Annotated in this window: 13 protein-coding genes, 1 tRNA gene and 1 pseudogene; 8 read left to right on the top strand and 7 right to left on the bottom strand. The window is 65.7% G+C overall.

The window, feature by feature from the left end; genetic code table 11:
- Nucleotides 1–142: 142 nt before the first annotated feature.
- The 4 genes from DEFCA_RS0105390 to DEFCA_RS0105375 all read left to right on the top strand — a co-directional run bounded on the left by DEFCA_RS0105390 (nucleotide 143) and on the right by DEFCA_RS0105375 (nucleotide 5,496).
- The gene (locus DEFCA_RS0105390; protein WP_025322014.1) at nucleotides 143–925 is read left to right on the top strand and encodes an HDOD domain-containing protein; all 783 of its coding nucleotides are present in this window, start codon (nucleotides 143–145) and stop codon (nucleotides 923–925) included.
- The gene (locus tag DEFCA_RS20325) at nucleotides 922–2,373 is read left to right on the top strand and encodes an HDOD domain-containing protein (protein WP_025322013.1); all 1,452 of its coding nucleotides are present in this window, start codon (nucleotides 922–924) and stop codon (nucleotides 2,371–2,373) included. Before DEFCA_RS0105390 ends, DEFCA_RS20325 begins: the two co-directional genes overlap by 4 nt.
- Before the next feature lie 57 nt (nucleotides 2,374–2,430).
- Nucleotides 2,431–2,506, top strand: a tRNA-Thr gene (locus tag DEFCA_RS0105380).
- Between the two features lie 998 nt (nucleotides 2,507–3,504).
- Nucleotides 3,505–5,496 (top strand): clostripain-related cysteine peptidase, encoded by a 1,992-nt coding sequence (locus DEFCA_RS0105375; protein WP_169709463.1) that lies wholly within the window; start codon nucleotides 3,505–3,507, stop codon nucleotides 5,494–5,496.
- A gap of 1,468 nt (nucleotides 5,497–6,964) precedes the next feature.
- Here DEFCA_RS0105375 and DEFCA_RS0105370 read toward each other — a convergent pair.
- Nucleotides 6,965–8,725 (bottom strand): DUF927 domain-containing protein, encoded by a 1,761-nt coding sequence (locus tag DEFCA_RS0105370; RefSeq protein WP_025322011.1) that lies wholly within the window; start codon nucleotides 8,723–8,725, stop codon nucleotides 6,965–6,967.
- A gap of 288 nt (nucleotides 8,726–9,013) precedes the next feature.
- Between DEFCA_RS0105370 and istA the strand changes: the two genes are divergently transcribed.
- Together istA and istB are read left to right on the top strand one after the other, a co-directional pair.
- Nucleotides 9,014–10,582 carry an IS21 family transposase gene (gene istA / locus DEFCA_RS0105365; RefSeq protein WP_084319498.1) on the top strand — a complete coding sequence of 523 codons (1,569 nt, stop codon included), beginning with the start codon at nucleotides 9,014–9,016 and terminating at the stop codon, nucleotides 10,580–10,582.
- Nucleotides 10,583–10,641: 59 nt separating this feature from the next.
- Nucleotides 10,642–11,424: an IS21-like element helper ATPase IstB gene (istB, locus tag DEFCA_RS0105360; RefSeq protein WP_025321171.1), complete on the top strand. Its 783-nt coding sequence runs from the start codon at nucleotides 10,642–10,644 to the stop codon at nucleotides 11,422–11,424.
- A 132-nt stretch (nucleotides 11,425–11,556) separates the two neighbouring features.
- Here istB and DEFCA_RS22985 read toward each other — a convergent pair whose 3' ends face one another.
- The 3 genes and pseudogenes from DEFCA_RS22985 to DEFCA_RS24660 form a co-directional block, all read right to left on the bottom strand.
- Entirely contained in the window at nucleotides 11,557–11,874 is a 318-nt protein-coding gene (locus tag DEFCA_RS22985; protein ID WP_025322010.1) for a toprim domain-containing protein, read from the bottom strand.
- A 9-nt stretch (nucleotides 11,875–11,883) separates the two neighbouring features.
- A pseudogene (locus tag DEFCA_RS24735) lies at nucleotides 11,884–12,498 on the bottom strand (DUF7146 domain-containing protein); the annotation flags it as partial.
- 139 nt (nucleotides 12,499–12,637) lie between these two features.
- A complete protein-coding gene (locus DEFCA_RS24660) occupies nucleotides 12,638–12,835 on the bottom strand; it encodes a helix-turn-helix transcriptional regulator (RefSeq protein ID WP_084318823.1) in 198 nt (65 codons plus the stop codon).
- A 479-nt stretch (nucleotides 12,836–13,314) separates the two neighbouring features.
- Here DEFCA_RS24660 and DEFCA_RS0105350 point away from each other — a divergent pair, with 479 nt between their 5' ends.
- Nucleotides 13,315–13,788: a helix-turn-helix domain-containing protein gene (locus DEFCA_RS0105350; protein ID WP_025322009.1), complete on the top strand. Its 474-nt coding sequence runs from the start codon at nucleotides 13,315–13,317 to the stop codon at nucleotides 13,786–13,788.
- A gap of 34 nt (nucleotides 13,789–13,822) precedes the next feature.
- Here DEFCA_RS0105350 and DEFCA_RS21375 read toward each other — a convergent pair whose 3' ends face one another.
- The 3 genes from DEFCA_RS21375 to DEFCA_RS0105335 form a co-directional block, all read right to left on the bottom strand.
- On the bottom strand, nucleotides 13,823–15,148 hold the full coding sequence (locus DEFCA_RS21375; RefSeq protein WP_169709461.1) for a tyrosine-type recombinase/integrase: 1,326 nt from the start codon (nucleotides 15,146–15,148) through the stop codon (nucleotides 13,823–13,825).
- A gap of 397 nt (nucleotides 15,149–15,545) precedes the next feature.
- Nucleotides 15,546–17,231 (bottom strand): O-antigen ligase family protein, encoded by a 1,686-nt coding sequence (locus DEFCA_RS0105340; RefSeq protein ID WP_169709460.1) that lies wholly within the window; start codon nucleotides 17,229–17,231, stop codon nucleotides 15,546–15,548.
- A gap of 105 nt (nucleotides 17,232–17,336) precedes the next feature.
- Complete coding sequence (locus DEFCA_RS0105335) at nucleotides 17,337–18,866, bottom strand: hypothetical protein (protein ID WP_169709459.1); 1,530 nt, start codon at nucleotides 18,864–18,866, stop codon at nucleotides 17,337–17,339.
- Nucleotides 18,867–20,063: 1,197 nt separating this feature from the next.
- Between DEFCA_RS0105335 and DEFCA_RS0105330 the strand changes: the two genes are divergently transcribed.
- Nucleotides 20,064–20,876 (top strand): hypothetical protein, encoded by an 813-nt coding sequence (locus DEFCA_RS0105330; protein WP_169709458.1) that lies wholly within the window; start codon nucleotides 20,064–20,066, stop codon nucleotides 20,874–20,876.
- The last annotated feature ends 38 nt before the right edge of the window (nucleotides 20,877–20,914 follow it).

The raw sequence follows: 20,914 nt of genomic DNA, 5'->3' as shown, positions 1-20,914 counted from the left end.
AAGCCTCCTTCCAGCGGGCCGAAGGCCCCCGACCAACGACCAACAACCAACGACCGAAGTTTTCCGGCAAGGGCTTGAGATCCGCACGCGGCCGGACGAAACGTTTTAGAAGCGCCCCCTTTCCTCGACGGAGATCCTGCCCATGCCCAATCCCCTGGCCGAACGGGTGGCCCGGCTGATCGACGACCTTCCCCAACTGCCGTCCGTGGCCCAGGAGGCCCTGGCCCTACTGGCCGACGCCTCCACCGAGCCCGAAGCCCTCGAGCAGGTCCTGGCCCGGGACCCCGCCCTGTCCCTTCGGGTGCTCCGGCTGGCCAACTCGGCGTACTATCGCCGTTCCCGGGAGATCCGGTCGCTGTCGGCCGCCATCGTGTTCCTGGGATTCCGCACCCTCAAGACCCTGATCATGAGCTCGGCCGTGCACCGGGTGTTGGCCGGAGCCGGCCGGCTGGCTCAGCCCCTGTGGCTCCACTCCTACGGCGCGGGCCTGGCCTGCCGGGAGTGGGTGCGCCGGGTACGCCCCCCTGGGGTCTCGGACCCGGACGAGGCGTTCCTGGCCGGGCTGTTCCACGACGTGGGCAAGGGGGTGATCGCGGTGCGATTTCCCCGGCTCTACGAGGAAGGGGCGCCGGGCGTCGAGGGCGAGGCCAAGGCCCTGGGGTTCGACCACGCCGAGCTGGGACGGCTGCTCCTGGAGCGGTGGACCCTCCCGGCCGGCCTGGCCGTGGCCGTGGGCGGCCACCACGCTCCTGCCGAGGGCCTGGCCGCGGTCGCCGCGTTGGGGGATGCGGTGGCGTGGGGTTCGGCACCGGGGGTGGGCGCGCCGCCGCCGGCCCCGCCGACCGTGGCCGAGGAGCATGCGGAGATCCTAGCGGAGATCCAGGAGGTGGTGGCCGCCGGCGTGGCCGAGGAGGGAGCTGCATGAACGCCCCGTCTCCGGATCGGTTCGCGTTTCTCGACGAGATCCAAGAGCTGCCCAGCCTGCCTCAGGTGCTGGTGGGCGTGTCGCGGGTGGCCTCGGACCCGACCTCCAACGCCGGCGACCTGGCCGGCGTGATTCTCAAAGATCAAGCCCTGACCATGAAGGTGCTTCGGGTCGCCAACTCGGCGCGGTACGCCGTGACCTCCGCCCGGGTCACCACCGTGTCCCGGGCCGTGGTGCTGCTGGGCTTCGAGTCGGTCCGAGCCATCGCCCTGGGGATCGGGGCCTACCACCTGCTGTCGAGCCTGCGGAAGGGCGGGGAGATCGTGCGGGGGTTCTGGACCCACGCCGTGGGCACGGCCGTGGTGGCCCAGGAGCTCGCGGACCTCCTGCGCTACGACGTGCCCGAGGAGGCGTTCGTGGCGGGGCTCCTCCACGACGTGGGAAAGCTGGTGCTGGCCCACCGGTGGCCCGACAGGGCGGCGGAGGTGTACGGCGTCGGGCTGCGGGGGCCGGCCCTGCTCAAGGCCGAGAACCGGGCGTTCGGGGTGGACCACGTGGAGACCGGCACCGAGCTGGCCCGGCGCTGGGAGCTGCCCGAGGTGCTCCAGGCGGCCCTGGCCCGCCACCACCGCACCTACCACGCGCCCCCGGCCGAGCGTGCCGACCGGCTGGCGTTCCTGGTGGTGGTGGCCAAGGCCCTGGCAGAGCCCCTGTGGGCGGGGGCCGAGCCCCACCGGGATCTAGCGGCGTCCATGGCCCGGGTGCTTCGCAAGCCCGTGGGTATGGTGCTGGACGCCCTGGGCCGGGTGCCGGCCAAGGTCCGGGAGTACGCCCGGTTCTTCGAAATCCAGGTGGAGGACCTGAAGACGTACACCCTGTGGGTGGAGCAGGAGAACCAGAGGCTCCAGGAGGTGTTCGCCGACCGCGAGGCCGAACGCCGCCGGGCCGAGCGCCGGGAGGCCGAGCTGGCCGCGATTCGCGAGATCCACGGCCGGATCCTCGAGGGCCGCGACACGGCGGACGTGGCCGCCCTGGTGCTGCGTCGGGCCGCCGACATCGTGGGCGCGGCCCGGCTGGTGGCCCTGCAAGTCGACGCCGGCCGCCTGAAGCCGGCTGCCTCGTTCGGCGACGTGACCCCCGACTTCCTGGAGGCTCTGGCGCTCTCCCCGGAACCGGGGGGCGCCGTGACCACGGTGCTGCAAGGGGAGCCGCTGTGCGTGGTGGACCGGGACCTCCCCTACTACCACCGGGTCCTCACCCCGGCCGAGGCCGAGGCGTTCGACGCCCGCTGCTTCGTGCTCCTCCCCCTGGGGCCCGAGGGGGCCGTGCGCTGGATCCTGTACGCCGACCGGGAGGACGACGACGAACCCTTCGACGACGAAGAGGTCGAGAGCCTCTCGGCCCTGGGGAACCTGATCCCCCTGGCGGCCCAGACCGCCAAGGGCTAACCCGGGCCGGAGGCTTTACACGTCGGCCGCCACCTGCTATAAAGCGCCCCTTCACGAGCCGGGATAGCTCAGTCGGTAGAGCAGCTGATTCGTAATCAGCAGGTCGTCGGTTCGAGTCCGATTCCCGGCTCCAGTGATTTCAAGGGCTTACGGGTTGCACCCCGTAGGCCCTTTTTCTCTTTTCGGGTTAGAGTGGCAGTTGTGGTGGCAGTTTTTTCGCCCCTGGGGCTTCCGCCTGGAATCGCGGATTGGTAAACCTGTGGCCGAAATGGCGATCCAATCCCGACAAGGGGACTCGGGTCCCCGGGGCGTTCGAGTGGGAACGCCCCTTCTCCTGGTGACCCCTTCTCCTGGTGACATCTAGTCACAAGCGGTACTTGGGGATTGTTTCTCAGTTTAGTCAAAGGCATCTCAGCAGGGTGTGGAAGGGGTCGGGGTCTCAGGGCAGGAGAGGGGTTCCGGTCCGACAGTGGCCGACAATCGTACCCCGTGGTGCCATTGATTCGCGGGAAACAGGGAGGAGGATGGGGAGGCAGCGAAATTACACCTTAACGAGGTGAAAGGCCAAGGGGAATATCAAACCCCACGCCTCGGACAAACCCGCCGTTTCTCGCTTGGCCCTGTCGACCAAACCATTTGCGAGGTCCACGCAGTTTTTTTGCGTTCGAAAAATGCCTCCAACGGCTTGGTGGAGAACCACATGTCGTGGAGCGGAGAGCGGCGGACCCGTTTGTCGGACAGGATCTGACCGCGATTCCCCCACCCCGCGTTGCCCCGTCCCGGGGATTTCCGTACCATAGTGAACCACCATTCAGGACGGGAGGGAGCCATGGCGGGGCGAGGGGGAGGTACAATCTAAGCATTCGCCCGGAGGCCACAGGCCGCCTGCCAGGCCAATCGCGCCGGTTCGTAGGGCGATAGCACTCGCGGCGAAAGCCCGTGGGCGGCCTCACCAAGTTCCGAAACGGCACGCCGCGCGGCCGGGTCGTGAGACTGCGAAAGACCAGCAGAGAGGGCTCATATTCCAGGAAAGGAGGGGCGCCATGGGTATCGTTTGACCGAATTCGACGCTTTCAGGATTTTCGCTTGTTGGTGGCTGCTGATCGCATCGCAGAAAGGAGGACAATGCAGATGCGAAAGGGAGTGGCAATTGGACTGGTTTTCCTTCTGGCTGCCCTTTTCGGCTGCGGCGGAGGCGGCGGAGGTGGCGGCGGTCCGACCCAGCAAACGGAGAACATTCAGAATCAACCCCCCACCGGCAAAACGGCAACCGTTCTCGTCTACATGATCGGGTCTGATCTGGAGAGCCAGGGGAACGCGGGCAGCACCGACATCGAGGAGATGAAACGCGGTGTCTCGGGCGACCGCGTGAACTGGATCATTACCACCGGAGGGGCGAACAAAGACGGGTGGCGCACGGTGGCCCGCTGGCGGATTACGGCGGCACGCCAGGAGAGGTTGGCGGACCTCGGCGCCCGGAACATGGGGGAGGCCCAGACGCTGGAAGACTTTCTGGTCTGGGGTGTGAGGACCTATCCGGCGGACTCCTACCACGTGATCCTCTGGGACCACGGGGCGGGGCGACGCGGTTTCGGGTTGGACGAGGTGTTTGGGGGCGACACGCTCACCCTGGAAGAGTTGCAGGCGGCGTTTTCGGCGGCGAAGGGCGAAACGGGGGTGGTGTTCGAGACCATCGGATTCGACGCGTGCTCGATGGCCACGCTGGAGGTGGCGCTTACGCTCCAGGACTTCGGGCGCTACCTGATCGCTTCGGAAAACACGGAACCTGGGCAAGGATGGGACCATGAAGCCGTGGCTGCGGCCGTCTCGGCGCGCCCGGAAATGAACGGCGTGGATTTCGGCAAGGCGGTGGCAGACGCCTACAAAAGGCATATAGAGCAATCCAGCCCGTTGGAGGCGAAAACGACAACATTGTCCGTCATTGACCTGTCGAAGATATCGGACGTTAAAACGGCTCTTGACGATCTGATGTCTGGTCTTGTTGCTGATTTTCAGCAAAATCCCGTTCAAGTGGTGCCTGTGTTGATGGACACCGCCACAAAATCAACCAAATTCCCAGCCGGATTCCAGAAGGCTTCGATAGAAACAACCGATCTCATCCACTCCATGAATCTCCTGGAAGAGGAATACTCACTAGCCGCAGAGGTCGCCGAGGCCGCGCGCAGTGCTGTGGTGTACTCTATCAAAGGCGATTGGGTACCCAATGCGAACGGACTGGCGTTTTATGATCTTTGGGATGGCGCCACATACGTTTCAACCGACTTCGCATTTGCGTATGCCTGGTCGGTGGTCCAGTCGTTCTACTACGAACTGGCCACGATGTATTGGGAGTACGTGACCCAGGATGTCACACCCCCCGTGTTCGTTGACGTTTCGTTCGGGGATTCCGGGGACATCACAGCCGAGGTGTACGATCCGAACCTCCGCGAAGTCTATGCTGTGATCACGGCGTACGACGAGTCCACCGGGGGCGAATGGTTGGTCGGTTCCTTGCCGGTGGACAGTTTGACCGTTCAAGGCGGCACCGGGTACGTGGAGACGGTGATAGATACAGTATGGGTGACCCTTGGCGGCGATGTTGTGCCAGTGTTCGCGGAAAGGGAAGATGAAAACCACTGGTGGCTTTCGACGCCCGCCCTTCTGAGCGGCGAGGAGGTTGAAATTCTGTCCCGCTTGGATAGGACCACGGGAGAGATCACCACGATAGGGGCGTATCCGACGGCGGGAGAGGACGAACCGCTGGCACGCGAGACAATCGAACTCAAACCCGGCGACTTGATCACGCCCATCTGGACCGAGATACCCTCTTGGGAGGAGTACGTCGGGGATGATTTCGAGGTCACGACCGGCCCGCTTTTTGAGTTCGGAGAACTCCCCGACGGCTACTACTACGTTTACCTGTACGCGGAAGACGCAAGCGGTAACTGGCAGTTTTCACAAGGGGAGCTCTACGAGGTGTACACCCCCGCTGCGGGGCGAGCGGCCAAGGGGGGTCGTGCCGCCCTCCTCACGAGGGCGGCCGGCGAACCCCATCCCATGCCGGAGGCGGCCAAGGCCGTTCTCTGCGAAAAGCTGCGGGGGACTGCCTGCGATCCCCGCTGACAGGGGATGTCGGCCGTATCCCGCCCTTGCAGTCGAACCAAGCGCTTGAGCGCAGCACCAACGTGGCGGAGGCGTCGGCAGCGTTGTCGGCGCCTCCCCTTCATTTTTTCAGGCTCGGGGAAGGTTGCGGCTTGGCCAACGGACGTCCGAGGCGGCCAAGGGGAAACAGGAAATCACACGACCCGGTGGTGTGGGGGGGGCGTAAGCCGCTTCGGCGGGAAGGACCGCCCCTCTGATCGCGACCGCCAAAGCCCGGTTTTTTCGCTGGTTGCCTTCACCTGCGGCGTTCGCGGGGCCTGCGGGTTGACCCGAGGGGGAGGCTCCCGATTTCCGAGCTCGAACGGCCGGTTTTTCGGCGATTTCGCGACGGTCTCGAAGAACACCGACGCCCCATCCGGAACGGGTAGAGGGGGCACGTCTCGCCCCCGCAGTCCCGCACCGCGTGGACGCCCTGGCAACAGTGGATGCAGGCCTCCCGTATGGCACTCAGGGGGGTGAGATTACGGGTTTTCAGTTTTCCGCCGACGGTTTTGAACGTGTGCTGTACGGGCATTGACGTCCTCCTGCATGAGATCCGGGTATGGCGTGGGCGGCCAGGGCCCGGGAGCTTCCCCGGATTCCCGCGCCCACCGTGGTGCGTCTTCGGCCAGGGGCTGGAACGCCAGGCGCTCGGCTTCGTGCTGGTCGCGACCGGCCACCATGGCGGATACCACGAGTTCGCCCCACGTTTGGGCGAACGATTGGGGCCAGGTTTTTACGGTCTCCCGGATTTTACCCACGTCGGCCGGACAGGGGGCCAGGAAGTTGGGCGCAGGTAGCGTCGAGGGGGCCGCGGGCTCTGTTTGGGGGGATGCTTCGATCCAGTCCGTCGGATTAAGGCCCCAGGGATGGGGGCCGGCGTAGGACGGTCGGCAGTAGTCGCGGCAGTAGCGGGCCGCTCCGTCCAGGTCACAAGAATAAGGGGGATCTGCCTCGCATGGGGGCTGCCCCGGAGGATGGGGTGGGGTGGAGCGGCCTCGGGGAGCTTCCCAGTGGACCTGGCGGCGAGTTTGGAGGCCGCCCGCCGAGGAGGACGCGACGCGCGGCCGTTCCCTTTCCCCCTGGATGGTCTTCAGAGTCTTGACTCCCCGGCCCCCTTTTTCGGCTCCCAGGTTCAACCTGGCCAGGATGCGGGCAGCGAGGCCGGAACGTTGGTCCAGGTCCCGAACTGATCCTGATACCCTGTTTTCGGTCGAGACCGTAGGGACCACCGGGACACGGCCTTGCTCCAAGCGGCTTTTGTCGGTCCCGGTCCCGGTTTCCGCGTCGGGACCACCGGGACCAAAAAGGACCTTGCCAGCTTTTAATGGTCCCGGTGATCCCGGCCCCGATTCGGCCAACGGGACCACCTGACTCCCAGTGTTTTCGGGCTTGGTCCCGCCGGTCCCGTTGGTCCCGGCCGAAGCAAGGGGGGTGAGGTGGTCCCGGTTCATGGGGCATCCCCTTCCTCCTCTAGGAGGGCAGCACGCACCCAATACACAGGCGGCCGTCCCGCGTCCGCACTTCTGGGGGCCTTGCTCACGAGTCGGTCAGATTGGTCCACCTTGAGCAGTTGGCGGGCCAGGAGCTCCCGGGCAACGGCCCGGTGATCAAGGTCACCCACGGCCTCGGCGAACGCAGAAGGGAGAATGAGGAAGTCACCGTCTGCCGTTACGAACCCGGCCCGATCCCTGGGGACATCCGCACTCGGGTCCGCCAGAGCCTGAAACCGGGCACGATGACGCAGGATGAACTCCCTCACCCGCTCCACCCCACGGGCAGCGTCGGACAGGTGAGGCGCGACGTCCGTCCAAGCATCCAGCACGAACCGCAAGGCTCCAACGATCACCTCGTTATCCCACGGAAGCACCCCGAGTTCCTGGGCCAGGAACCCGGCCGTGCCAGCCAGGGCGAGCAAGCGAACCGCCCGGGCTTGGTCGGGCCGGGCCTGGGCCGGGGTAAGGTCTCGGGCCAAGAGATCGAGTATGGTGCGTACTTCCCCCCGTAGCGTCCCGAACTCTTTAGTTTCGGCTACGAGTCGCCGCACGAGCTCCGGCCCGGCGGTTCCGTAGAAGGTTCCAGCAGCAGCCTTCAACCGGTCGGCGATCTCTCGGGGCGCCGCCCCGTTCGGTGCGCGGATAATCCCAGCCTCGGCGGGTATGTCGAGGGCTCGCACCAGTTGCCCTGCATGAGCCATGCGGCCGCGCTCCTCAATCTTCTGGCGAATCGAAATCTCACCTGTGGACAGAAAAAGGGTCCGCCAAGTCCGAGTTTTCTGGAGCCGGGCCGAGTCGCTCATACGGGCTTTTCCGGCACCTCCAGCTAGTTCGTACACCACCGCACCCACGTCAGATGCTGCACACAACCCGAGTTCATCTAGGGGGAGAAGGGTGTCACAGTGAGTAGCGGCGATTCCTTCCAGAGCATTTGCTGTGGTCCGCCAAGTCCGCACCATGGAAAGCTCCGGAGCCGCCGCCGGATCAGCGCCGCACCCCCACACGGACGCCGCGACCTGTGCGAGAGTGGTCTTGCCGGTGGAACTCGCACCGAAGAAGTGGGCGCCAGCACCTCCGATCCCAGCCGGCTTCAAAAGCGGGGCGGCGAGCGCCCAGCAGAGTGCGAACACCAGGGCCGGGTGATCCCCACACGGCTTCGCCACAGCCTCGCGCCAGGCGGCCAGGTCGCCCTCTGCCCGGAAGGCGTGAGTGGGGGCGTACTTTTCCGCCTGAAACACCACTTCCTCGGCCTCGCCCACTCGGGTTCCGATCACTTCATGGGGCAGCACGAATAGAAGCCGTCCGTCCGTGGTGTCGACCCAGCCGAGCCGGGTCACGCATCGGAACCGCCTTTCGGGTCGGGCGCTCCCCAGGTACCGCGCAAGGTCGCGCTCCCGCCCGGGTGCCACGAAAAGCCCGCCCCGGGCCAAGTCCTGGGCGACTCCCGCCCCTTGGTCGTGCAAGCGAGCCCTCGGCATTGCCCACTTCCGGAGCTCCCTGTCCAGGTCAATCCACCGTACCAGCACCCCCCAGTCGGAACCGTTTTCGTCACGGGTCAGCCCGGCTACCCACACGGGGCCGGACACGAGTACAGGGTCCTTTTCGGGGTCGTCTGGCACACGGAACACCCCTTCTTGGTTCACTCGCCACCCCGGCGGGGTCTCGGCCTCAAGCCACGGGGCGGCCTCCTGGATGTCGATCACGCCTTTGCTCATCGCGCAACCTCCCCCCGGACCTCCCGGATATGATCGGCCCAGTCCATCCCCGGTTTGTTGCTGATCGCCAATATGGAGCCATTCGAGGATCGCCGTAATGGAGCCACCTCATGATCGCCTAATGGGGCCACCCGATGATCACCTAATGGAGCCACCCCAGGATCGGGGTAATCGAGCCACCTGATCTGCCTGCCCGAGGGTCTCGGACTTCCATCCACCGGGGTATCCTCCCCGCTCCCCTTTCCCAGGAGCCGAGAGGAGATCCCCATGGCCAACCGGAGGTTCGAGATGCACCAGTACCGACACGTCCTCGTTCGCATGCGGCTTGGAGACTCCAACCGCCAGATCGCCAAAGCCGGCCTCATGGGCCGCCGCAAGGCCTCTGCCTTCCGTGAGCTCGCCGCCCACAACGGCTGGCTCGACCCCGACTCCCCCGTGCCCGACGAGGCCGCCATCGCCCAGGCCCTCGGCTCCTCCCCTGCACGGGCCACCCCGCGGGCCGGTTCCTCCCTCGAGCGCTACCGCGACGAGATCACCCGCTGGGTCGAGCTCGGCATCCAGGGCACCACCATCCACGAGGCCCTGTGCCGAAAGCACGGCTACACCGGCCACTACTCTTCGGTACGGCGATTCCTCCAAGGCATCCGGAAGGCCAACCCCCAGGCCACCGTCATGCTGGAGTTCGCCCCCGGCGAGGCCGCCCAGGTCGACTTCGGCAAGGGCCCCACGATCCCCCATCCCCTCACCGGCGAGCCCCAACTCACCTGGGTCTTCGTGATGACGCTTGCCTGGAGCCGCCATCAGTACGCCGAGATCGTCCCCGACCAGAAGGTCTCCACATGGATCGCCTGCCACCGCCGGGCCTTCGAGTGGTTTGGCGGCGTTCCTGCCCGGATCATCATCGACAACGCCAAGTGCGCCATTGTCCGCGCCTGCTACCACGATCCCGAGGTCCAGCGCTCCTATGCCGAGCTGGCCGAGGGCTACGGGTTCCGCATCGCCCCTTGTCCCGTCCGGGACCCCAAGAAGAAGGGCCGGGTGGAGTCCGGGGTGAAGTACATCAAGCGCTCGTTTCTGCCCCTTCGCGAGTTCCGAGACCGGGTCGACGCCAACCGCCAGCTCCACGAGTGGATCCGCTCCACCGCCGGCAACCGCCTTCACGGCACCACCCACGAGCGACCCCTCACCCGGTTCGTCGAGGTGGAGCGCCACGTGCTCAGGCCCCTGCCCGACGTGCCCCCCATCCTCGGCGTGTGGACCCGCGTGAAGCTCCACGGCAACTGCCACGTCACCTTCGAGAAGGCCTACTACTCCGCCCCCTTTCGCCTCGTGCGCCAGCATCTGTGGCTGCGCGCCACCCCCTCGACCGTGGAGCTCTACCTCGACCACGAGCTCGTCGCCTCCCACCCCCGCCTGGCTCGCCCCGGCGAGCGCTCCACCGTCCAAGACCACCTCCCCCCGGAGGCGGTGGCCTACCAGATGCAAGACCCCCAGTGGTGCCTCAAGAAGGCCCGAGCCCTCGGGCCCTCCACCCATGAGCTCGTCGAGCGCCTCTTCGCCCACCGCGTCCTCGACAACCTCCGTGCCGCCCAGGGGGTGATCCGCCTGGCCCAGCGCTTCGGGCACGAGCGCCTGGAGGCCGCGTGCCGCCGGGCCCTTCGCTTCGATGATCCCCGCTACCGCACCGTGAAGACCATCCTCCAAAAGGGCCTCGATCAGGAGCCCGAACCGGCCGAGCCCTCCGCCCTCGCCGAGGCCTACACCGGCAAGGGCCGCTTCTGCCGCGATGCCGCCCAACTGCTCCTGTGGGATCCGCCCCCGGCCCCCCAGCGGCGGGGCCCCGGCGAAACCCTCTGAGTTCCCGCCGCGCTGCCGAGCCTGTGCCTTCCACCCCTTCACGCAACGGAGACCAGACCATGAACCCCATGCCCCAGCTCGCCCCCTTGCTCAAGCAGCTTCGCCTCTCTGGTATCCTCGACTCCCTCGAGGCCCGAAACCGTCAGGCCGTGGAGCATCAGCTCTCCTACACCGAGTTCCTCTCCCTGCTCATCCAGGACGAGATCGCCCGCCGCGAGCACAAAAAGCTCGCCCTCAGGTTCCGGCGCGCCGGCTTCCGCGGCGAAAAAACCATCGAGAACTTCGACTTCGCCTTCAACCCCGGCGTCAACAAGGCCCTCATCCTCGATGTCGCCACCTGCCGCTTCCTCCACGAAAAGGTCTGTGTCCTCATCGTCGGCCCCACCGGCACCGGCAAAAGCCATCTCGCCCAGGCCATCGGCCACTGCGCCATCCGCCAGGGCCACGATGTGCTGTTTACCTCCGCCTCCAAGCTCCTGGGCTCGCTCCATGCCGCCCGGGCCACCGATACCTACGAACGCCGCTTCGCCGCCCTGGCACGGGTCGATCTGCTCATCATCGACGACTTCGGCCTCAAACCCCTGCGCCCTCCCCAGGACGAGGACTTCCACGACCTCATGAACGAACGCTACGAGCGCGCCTCCACCATCCTCACCAGCAACCTCGATTTGGGCGAGTGGGGCCAGGCCTTCCCCAACCGCCTGCTGGGGGCCGCCACCATCGACCGGATCCGCCACGGCGCCTACCGGATCGTCCTGGAGGGCCAGAGCTACCGATCACCCCGACCCCTGCCGGACGACGCCCCCCAGGAGGTCGTTGCCTCGACGCGTCGAAAGGGGTAGGGTCAACACCGCCGGGACCCTCTGAGGTAGGTCGGTCCGAGTGGCTCCATTACGGCGATCATGACCCGGCTCCATTAGCCCGATCATGGCACCCCCAAACTGGCTCCATTAGGCCGATCATGGGTGGCTCCATTAGGGCGATCCGTGACACGGTTTGGGCGGCACGGCCACGAGGACTTTTCGGCCCTCACGAAACAACCGCCCGGCCAAGGCATCCCCGGCTCTTTGCCCAACGCCGGACGGGTCGTTGTCCGCGGCAACCAGAACCTCTCGGATCGTGGTGGGTAGCACCATCCGCTCCACGCCCCCGGCCGAGAGCGCGGCCCATGCGGGCCGGTCGGTCAGCGCGTGCACGGCCAGGGCCGTTTCGATCCCCTCCGCCACGGCCAGCCCGTCGGCCGGGGCGAACAGGCGCACAGCCCCACCCAGTGTCGCCCTGGAGTGCACCACGAAAAGTTTCCTTGGCGGCGTAACGGGGGCCTTCTGGCCCGGGGAGGCGGGGTCAACCCAGGTCAGGTGCAAACCCGCTGGTTGCCCCTGGGGGTTGCGCACTAGGGCCACCAGCGCGGGCCAGCGGCCGCGGGTGCGGCCTCCGCCGTCCCGGAATGTAAGATCTGGGTGGGCGCGCAGGTCTCGGAGGGGCGTTAGGTCGGAGGGCAGCACACCACGAGCTTTGAGGTAGACTACAACATCCGGTACGCCGGCCAGGGGCCGCGACTCGGCCCAGGTCCGGCGCAGAAAGGCCAGCCGCCGGCCGTTGCGGGTCGGCTGTGGGGGCTTGGGGGTAGGGGGCTGGGTAGGTGCACGGCCTGGGGGCGGCGTTCCATTGACCATGCCCAGCACCCCGGCCACGGCTTCCAGGGTCTCCCGGAAGGTCCACCCATTTACCCAGGCGAGCAGGGCGAAGCCGTTTGGCCGAGGGCCGCAGGTGTTACAAATGCCCCCTCCGGTTTGAGGTGCGTCGTTAAAGAGCCGGAAGCCGTCCTTCCCCCCATGGATGGGGCAAGGGACGTGTCGGGGCCATCGTTCCACGGCAGGCCGCAGTTCGGGGGAAAGCGCAGGGTGCACTTCCATCCAGCGGCCTCTAATTGCCGCTTTGACGTGGAGGGCGGAAAGACAACGGTAGCCATTTGGTCCATGCAGATTGATCGACCGAGTCTCCAACGATTCTTTGCTGAACCGTCTCGGAGAGAGCCGGCCATGTAGTGTCCTTCTAGTCACCGTGCTCATAGCGCCCATCTTTTTTTCTCTCTATGAAGCTATCGAGGTCAGTCACAAGCCAGCCAGATGCCCGCGAAGAGATCTTGATGGGTGCCGGCAGGTCGCCACGACATGCGAGCCTATAAAGTTGCGCTCTGGAAATGCCGAGATATTCAGCGGCTTGCTTAGGTCTAAGAATTGCTCTCGTCATCTTGATTTCTCCTTGATTTCTCCTTGATCAAATCAGATGAGTCGATACGATGAAAAGAATGAGGATGCCCCTGAAAGGTCTGACGGCAACGATAATGAAAATAGTCCACCGGCAAGTCCTTTTGTATCCTTTCCTGGTCGGGAGAACTCCCGTGCTTTATGGACAGTAGAGCTGTCGATGCGGCCCCCTCTGGGAGGGGCACGACAGGTTGGCCTGGCTTTCTCGGAAACCTCTGAATGGTTGGTGCCCCAGTACTGTTCTCGGACCCGGAAAACTTTTCTCCCGCCAACCCGTTGTGGAGGTGTTGACATCCCGAACCTCCCATGCAATCTTGAGTGACGTCACATGACGATACCGAGTTGCCCGCGGAGACAACGAGACGGCCGTTGTCCGTGAGAGTGAAAATGCGTCACTAATATAGGTGACCGTGAAGCACTAGTCAAGGGGTGGCTAAGCGCCAGAGAAAAGGAGAGGAGGAGATGCAGCGCCTGGAGACCCAAGAGGTTTTAGCCCGGCTCGTGGAAGTGTTCGGGGAACTGGATCGGGAGGGGTGGGCCGAGTTATTTCAGGTGGTCCCAACGGCCGTCAGCCAGTGGAAGCGCCGCCGCAGGATTCCTCTGGAGCACTTGGAGGCATTAGCGGATCGGCACGGCCTGTCGCTGGACTGGCTGTGCTACGGGGTGGGGAGCCCTTATCGGCCTAAGGTGCGGGTCAAGGCAAAAGAGCTCTGGGCCGGCCTTTCCCCCGCTGCTCAGCAGGTAGTGGAGCGGATTACAAAGGACAAAGATGTGCTGCGCGCCTTGGAGGTCGTTTACAATAGCGGCAAGAAAGCAAATGAGGCGGTAAATGATATTATTAAGGCTCTAGGTAGATTAGATGTGGATCGGCTCATGATCCTGGCCACAGTGGCAACCGCTTTGGCAGAGCATGGAAAAACCAAAATGGATGCATAACACAATCTGGCTCCTGTTGTTTTTGGTCCTGGTTTTAATCTATGTGCTGAGTTGACTTTTTGAGTCGTTTGTGGTTCTGGAGTTGTATGATATTGGAAGGCTCTTCTTTCCCTTTAAGGATGCCAATTAAATAATTGGCCCACATGTTGAGTGCTCCAGTTTTCTCCTCAAGATATTCGAACAGGTCATAGTGTTTGCTGGTCACGTCTTGGGGGGTGTGCCCCAGTACGATGGGCTTCAATAGTTTAGACACGCCCGCCTCGCTCATGCGTGTGGCAACGGTTCGCCGGAGATCGTGTGGCGTGAAGGGTGGGTGGATCGGAATTTTCTCCGCTTGCCTTTTGCCGTGTTTTTTGGGTGGGGCTTTCTCGGGTTCCCCCAAATTCCTCCGCAACGCACGCGAAAGTGCTTCCACGGTTACCGGCGTACCCTTCGGGCCAGGGAACACATAGCCGGTTTTTCCTTGCCAGGGGCCGATAATATCTAGCGCCAGGGCGGGGAGAGGTACCTCGTGAGGGCGTCCGTTTTTTCTGCGCCCGCCCGGTATCGTCCACACCGGGATCCCACCCTGTATTCTCAGTTCCTCATACTGCATGCCAGCGATCTCCCCAGGGCGTTGGCCGAGGACGAGGAGAAGCCGTAATACCTGTTTCACCGAATCTGACAACGCAGTGTTATCGAGGCCCTGCCAAAAGATTCGGATTTCCTCCACTGTTAATGTCCTGGTGCGAGGGACTTCCTTTCCCACCCTCTCCGTTCCTTCCACGGGGTTGTGGTCTACGTGGCCCCGCGCCATCGCCCAACGGAACAGTCGGCTCATTAGGGCCCGGAGACGGTTGCTTTGTATCGGAGCACGCCTCCCAACGGAATCGAGGAGTGCTTGGACGTCCCTCCGTGTGATTTCCTTTGCCTTTTGGCTCCCCAAGGCGGGAAGGATGTAACGGCGGATCTGCCTCTGGTCCTCCTTGAAGCTGCGCTTGTTGGGTGCCGCGTGGATCTCCATGTACGAGCGGCAAAGTTCCTCAACCGTGAGTTCTGTCGCCGCCGCTTGGCGCTTCGCCGCTTCTTCGCGTTTTTTCTGCTCCAGTTCTGCTTTGGGATCGATTCCTCTCCGGACGAGTTCCCGGTACTCCTGATGACGCTTGCGGGCCTCCTGCAACCCCACCGTGGGGTATTCGGCGAAGGACCACCGATGGCGTTGTTTCTCTCCGTTCACGCCAGGAAGCCAATACTCAAAAAACCATACCTTTTGGCCGCTTGGGTAAATCCACAAGCCCAACCCTCCACCATCCCGGAGTTCACGTCGCCCTTTGTCTGCCTTGGTCTGGCGAATCCTGACGTCGGTTAGTTTGTACCTCACCCGGCCGCCTCCTCTCGCTTTATGGTAGGCGCAGTGGCAGCTACAGTGGCAGTTTTTGGTGTGCTGAAGTGGCACTTGCCGAGATTTGCTGAGACGCAGCCTATCCTTCGCCAGGAGAAAAGTCAAGCTAAAATATGTAGTTATATTGCATGTGGAGACAAAGGGAGACGGGAGGAGCGGTTGGTTTGGCTGATTCGTAATCAGCAGGTCGTCGGTTCGAGTCCGATTCCCGGCTCCAGTGATTTCAAGGGGTTAGCCGATGCGGCTAGCCCCTTTGTTGTTTCGTGAAGACGCCATGAGGGCACCGGGGCGGGTGTGGTCGGACCCCGGGGTTTGCGTCACTTCGCCGCTTGAGTTGCGACGGCAGCCCGTGGGCCCGATTCCGGGGGGCAGGGGCTCAACGAGCCGCGCCGAGTCGCCGGAGCCTCTTGCGGGCGACCCGACGCAGGGCCTGGGCGGCCCCGGTGGGCTGGGGCGAGGCGACCACGGCTCGGTACTCTCGGATCGCGTCGTTGTGCATCCCCATTTCTTCGTAGATCCGCCCCATCTCGAAGCGGGGGCGGAGGAGCTGGGGAAACAAACGGGCGATGTCCCGCCAGTACTCGAGGGCAGGGCCACGGCCTCGGGTCTGGCGGAGAAGCCCGCCGTACAGGAACATGTCCTGGAACGAGAACGAAAGGGCGCGGGCGGCCTTCAGTTCCTCCAGGGCTCGCACCGGTTCTCCTGAGGCGGCCAGAACCTGGGCGCGAAAAGACCGCAAGGGGCCCACCTCCGGGGCCGCCACGGCGCCCCAGCCCGACAGGACGCGACCTCGGGCCAGGTCCCCCGCCGACCGGGCCGTTCGGGCGCCCTGCCAGAGAAGGGCTGCGGTGACGAGGCGCACGCCGTTGGCCGCCGCAACCCCGGCCACCAGGACCAAGACCCAGCTCCAGCTGCGACCGGGATTCCTTCCCCGATCCCGATCCGGCGGCCGGCGGATCCCCCCGGCAGTCGCCAGCCCGACGAGATACCAGTACAGCACGAACCCCCCGGCGGTCTGGAGGGGAGCGTCGATCACCGCGTGGGCTGACAGGGCGAGGAGCGACGCCCCCACCGCTGCCGGAAATCCGGCCCCCGCAGCCAAGGCCCGCAAAGCGGTGAGTCCGGTGAGTCCGGTAAAACCCAGGGCCGCCGGAATCCCGGCCTCTGCCGCCATCTGGAGGAACGAGCCGTGGGCCACCTCCACCGCCCCGAGGGGGAGTTGGGCCCCGGGGTGGGCTTTCAATACGGCGGCGGCGGCTCCCGGGTATGCGGGCGCGAAGCCTCCGAGCCCCACACCGGCCCACGGGTTCTCCCTTGCCATGACCAGGGCGCTTCTCCAAAGGAAGAGCCGGCCCTCCATCCCCGCGATCTCGCCCGGCCGGACCCCGATCCGGGCCCCTGCCACCCCGACGACCGCGAGCGCGGCCCCGGCAGCCGCCAGGCGTTGACGGGCCGAGAACCTGGACCAGGCCGACGCCACGGCCAACCCGACGAGTCCAACGGCGGCTGCGGCCATGCCGCCCCGGGATCGGGTGGCGACGAGCCCCACCGCCATCACCACCGCCGCCGCCGGTTCCCACCCCGGTCTCCCCCCGTGCCCGGCGCGGGCGCGGTAGAGGGCCAGGGGGATGAGGGGGGCCAGGACGGCCGCGGCCCAGTTGGGGTTCGAAAAGGTGCCGGGGCCTCCCAGCCGGGCGGTCAGCCCGGCTGGAAACGGCCAGGAAAGTCCGGCAACCTGGAGGAGGATGAGAAGGGCCTCGGCCACCCCGAGACCCAGGATCCAGGGAATCCCCCTCCTCGCCAAGGAAGCCTTGCGGTGAACCGCCCAGGCCAGGGCGAGCCCCACCGACCAGCGCAGCGCACCGGAGGCGTGGGCGACGGCATACGGGGTGAACCCCGCGGGAACGGCGACCAGCAGGGCCGTGAGCGCGGCAAAGGGGGCCAGGCGCCGAGGCGCGCCGCCGGAGGCCGGGGAGGAACGCAGCACCAGAAATCCGGCGGTCGCCAGGGCGGCCAGACCCCACCTCGACGGGTCGTAGGGTGCCGTGGGGGCCAGCCCCACGCACGCCCCCGCCAGAGGCAGGGCGGCGACGCCGGCCCGGAGGTTTCCCGTCCAGGCCCTGCCACGGGCCTGCGCGCCAACGCCTTCGTTCATCCCGTCAGGGGATCAGATGCCGTGGACCAGGTCGTGCCACGACACATTGAAGAACGCGATCTCCTGGATCGGGAACAGGAGCATGGCGATCTGGCCGTGCCAGTACGTGGGGCTCAGCGGGTTCGCGTAGGCCCAGACGTGGGTGGGGCCGACCGCCACAAAGTTCCCGATGGGGTCTTCCAGGCGGGTTTGGAACACGAACGAGGCCTGCCCGTTCTGATCGGTCGATGCGTCCCACGCGAGGGACAGCCCGAGGGGCGGGGACCACGCGCCCAGCAGGCCGCCGATCACGGTGCCGTGGGTCTCCAGGTCCGAGGTGTCGAACCGAACGTACGCACCCTCGATCGGACCCTTCTCCGGAACCGCCGTGCCGGACAGGGTGGCTCCGTAATCGTCGATGAACTCCACCGTGGCCGTGATCTCGTAACGCCCCTCGGTGGCCGAGTCCGTATGGCGGTAGTGCATGGCTTCCGTCGGGCCGTTGATCCGGATCTTGGTGCCGTACACGATCATCTCGGCTCTCAGTAAGTTGATCGGGTTCGTCACCTTGGACACGACCCGCCCGCCCGCCCGCACCCACCCCCACGCGCCCGATAGGGCCGACACCACGCCCGGGGCGCGCCGGTCCGCCTGCCCGGGGAGGCTTGGAGCACCCGGCAGGTCGCACGGGGAGATTGCGTAGGTGAAATCGCTCTCCAAGGGCTCGGTGAGCCAGTCCAAAGCGATCAGGAACGCCTGGAGGGGGTCCAGGTCGTCGAAGGCGGGCAGCTCGTTTGAAAGGACGGTTTTGTTCGGGTTCCGTCGCTCCAGCTCGGTCACCAGGTCGCCCAGGAAGAAATCCCGATCGGGCATCCCCGCCAGCTGCCAGGTTGCGTACTGGGTCTGGAGGATGTCCCGCACGTTGGCCAACGTAAGGTCCACCGGGCTGCAGCTGTCGTCGTAAAGGGTGACCCCCACCTCGTCTCCCCCCCAGGCGAGGATCCCGTCCAAGGGGATGCGCAGGGTGTCCCAGTTGTCCCGAAACCGCACGAATGCGCGCGCCAGGAGCTTCACCTCGTAATCACGCAGGTAGACCCCTCCGTCCGCCGGGCTTCCCGAACCCTCCAGCACCGGGTTGTCGTCGGCGTCGTACACGCCCAGCCCCAGGGCCCGGAACGCGTCCAAAAGAAGGCTCTCCACGGCGTCCGCATCGGCAGAGGGATCCCACAGGCCCTGGGCGATCCGCTTGGCCTCGGCAGAGTAGTCGCTCACCGCTGCGGACCCACCGGAGCCGGTTTCCGGGGGCTGGGTCGCCCCACCGCCGGAGCTCCCCGTTCCCTGCTGCCCCCCACCACCGGCGTCGGCCGAGCCGTCTGAGCCGGATCCGGACGTCCCGTCAATGCCGCCGGAACTCGATCCGTCGGTGGCTCCTACGGTGTCTCCGGTCTGCTGATCCGTGGGGGTGCCGGCTCCGGAGCCGCCCCCGGTTCCGCAGTTCACCGCGGTCACGGCCAACAGGGCGAGGCCCACCACTCCACTAAACGTCCACCACCTGATCTCCATCGCGTCTTCTCCCTTCGCCCTGCCCCGAGAGCGAATCCGGTTCGGTCGCCTCGGCTCCCCGGTGCCACGGGGGCCCGGGACCGCTGGGCCAACTCGGCAACGGACCGCCGCCCAGGCGGCTCCGGAAGGACGCCGGTGGCGGTGCCGAGTTGCCAAGCAAGAAAGATGCCGAGAAGCTGGGTCGGGTTTACCCGCTTTTTTGGGGGGCTCGAACTCGCAGGAGTGCGGAACGGTCTACTGGGGAAAACCATTCCCATTGTAAGGAAGTTTTTTCCCAGCTTATCCATTGTCAAGCCGGAAACTTTCGGATCCTTACGGCTGTGGGCAGGCTGATGCGAAACCACTCCACAGCATTCCCGTAGGGCGGGGTTGGATCTCGGCTCAGGCGGGCGCGGCGAGCTGCGGAGCCGCGCCCGGGGCCTGGCGGAAGATCCCCACCCGGGGAGGGGGGAGAAGCTCCCAACGGCACGTGATCCCGGCCTGCCGGGCGCCCAGCCGAACACGAGGCGATCGGACCGCCGGCTCCGCCACCCGCTGGAAGCATCACCGCCGACCCCCGCCGTCTCCTGTCCGGCGGCCGCGGGCCGCCCTATGGCCCTCTCCTCGTGCGCCACCAGACGCTCGCCAAACGAAGGAGCAAAGTACGGAAACGCGCCCTTTGTGGTCAACGTGCGGGTGGATCCGCTGGGAGGGATCATGGAAATCCGAGTTTTTGAAACGCGGGTTGACACGGGCGCGTCCTGACGGTACACACAGACGAAAACACTACCGCTCCGATCAAGGATCGGTCCGAACGCCTGCCTCGAATCCCTCCTGGCCCCGCATGGGGGGCGGCACACCCCGCTCGACGGCCGGCGGGCCGCGTTGAGAGACGCGCAATCAGGCCGGTTCCGGAAAACGGGGGGCCGCATCCGGCCCTCCACCAGCCCCCAACCCGCTGGTTCCCTTGTCAACGCCGGGGTTCTGACAATGGTTCTGTCGGGATGAGTAATGCTGGAAGGAGCAGCAGGAGGCCACATGGAACCTTGCTGCACGGGGGCGCTCTTCGTGGGAACGCGTGATCGGGGAGGCCGCCCCGTGTCCGGGAGGCGGCGGGTTCCTTCCGTCGGCAGATGCGGGGAAGAACGCGTACCCGGCTCGCCGGGGCGGAACGGGTGGGCCCAACGCCCGCAGGGCAAGCGCCGAATGTGGACCGTGATGGCGGCGGTTGTTCTGTCGGTGTTCGCGTGGGGGTCGGCCGTCGCCGACCCGTTGGGTACCGATGGGGAAGACGTGCCTGCCACCGCAGGAGAGCTTCGGTTCCTGGAGATGGTGGTCAAACGGGTGGAGGCCTCCCTGCCGGTGCCGGCCGGTTGGAAACGGGAGGCGGAGGTCGTCGTGTCGGGCTACCCGGTGCTGGAGGGGGAGCCCGTCCGGATCTTCTACCGCGCCTGGAAGGGGCCCCTGAGGATCCATCTCCTGTTCTGGTTCTCGAAGATCACGGAGACCGAGAGGAAACAGGCGGCCGCGAGGAAGAATGCGGAGGAGCTCCAACAGGAGATGATCGCCGCGGCGATGCGAGGGGACACGGCGCGGGTGGAGGAGCTTCAGCAGCAGCTCGGCGCGTTGGTGCGATCCCAGGTGCTGGAGGGCCCGATGGGCCAGGCCGCGGGCGCTGCGCCGTCGCGGCCCACCGAGAGCCCGTCCCGTTTCAGCGTGAATGTGGTGGTCAACGGCCAAGGCCAGACCATCGGAAAGAAATACGAGGTCGCGGTTCCAGGCGTGCTCAAGGCGTTTCGCGTGGCCGGGGGGAAAGAGGGGCAGGCCTACCGCACCTACTACCTGGGCCGGTGGGACGTGAGCTCGCGCCAATCCAACTGGAAGGTCCAGGCGTTTCGCGGGGACTACGTTCCCGCCAACCACTTGAAGGTGATGACCATCTCCTTGGAGCTTGCCGGCGAAGAGGCGGTGGTGGACCGGTATGCGAGGGACCTTTTGGATCTTGGGGGGATCCGTTCGCTGCTGGACTGACCCCGTGTGGGGTTCCGGGGCCGAGATCACGATCGGCT

It is taken from the genome of Deferrisoma camini S3R1, assembly GCF_000526155.1.
GTDB lineage: Bacteria > Desulfobacterota > Deferrisomatia > Deferrisomatales > Deferrisomataceae > Deferrisoma > Deferrisoma camini.
This window is presented reverse-complemented; position numbering and strand designations above follow the sequence as displayed.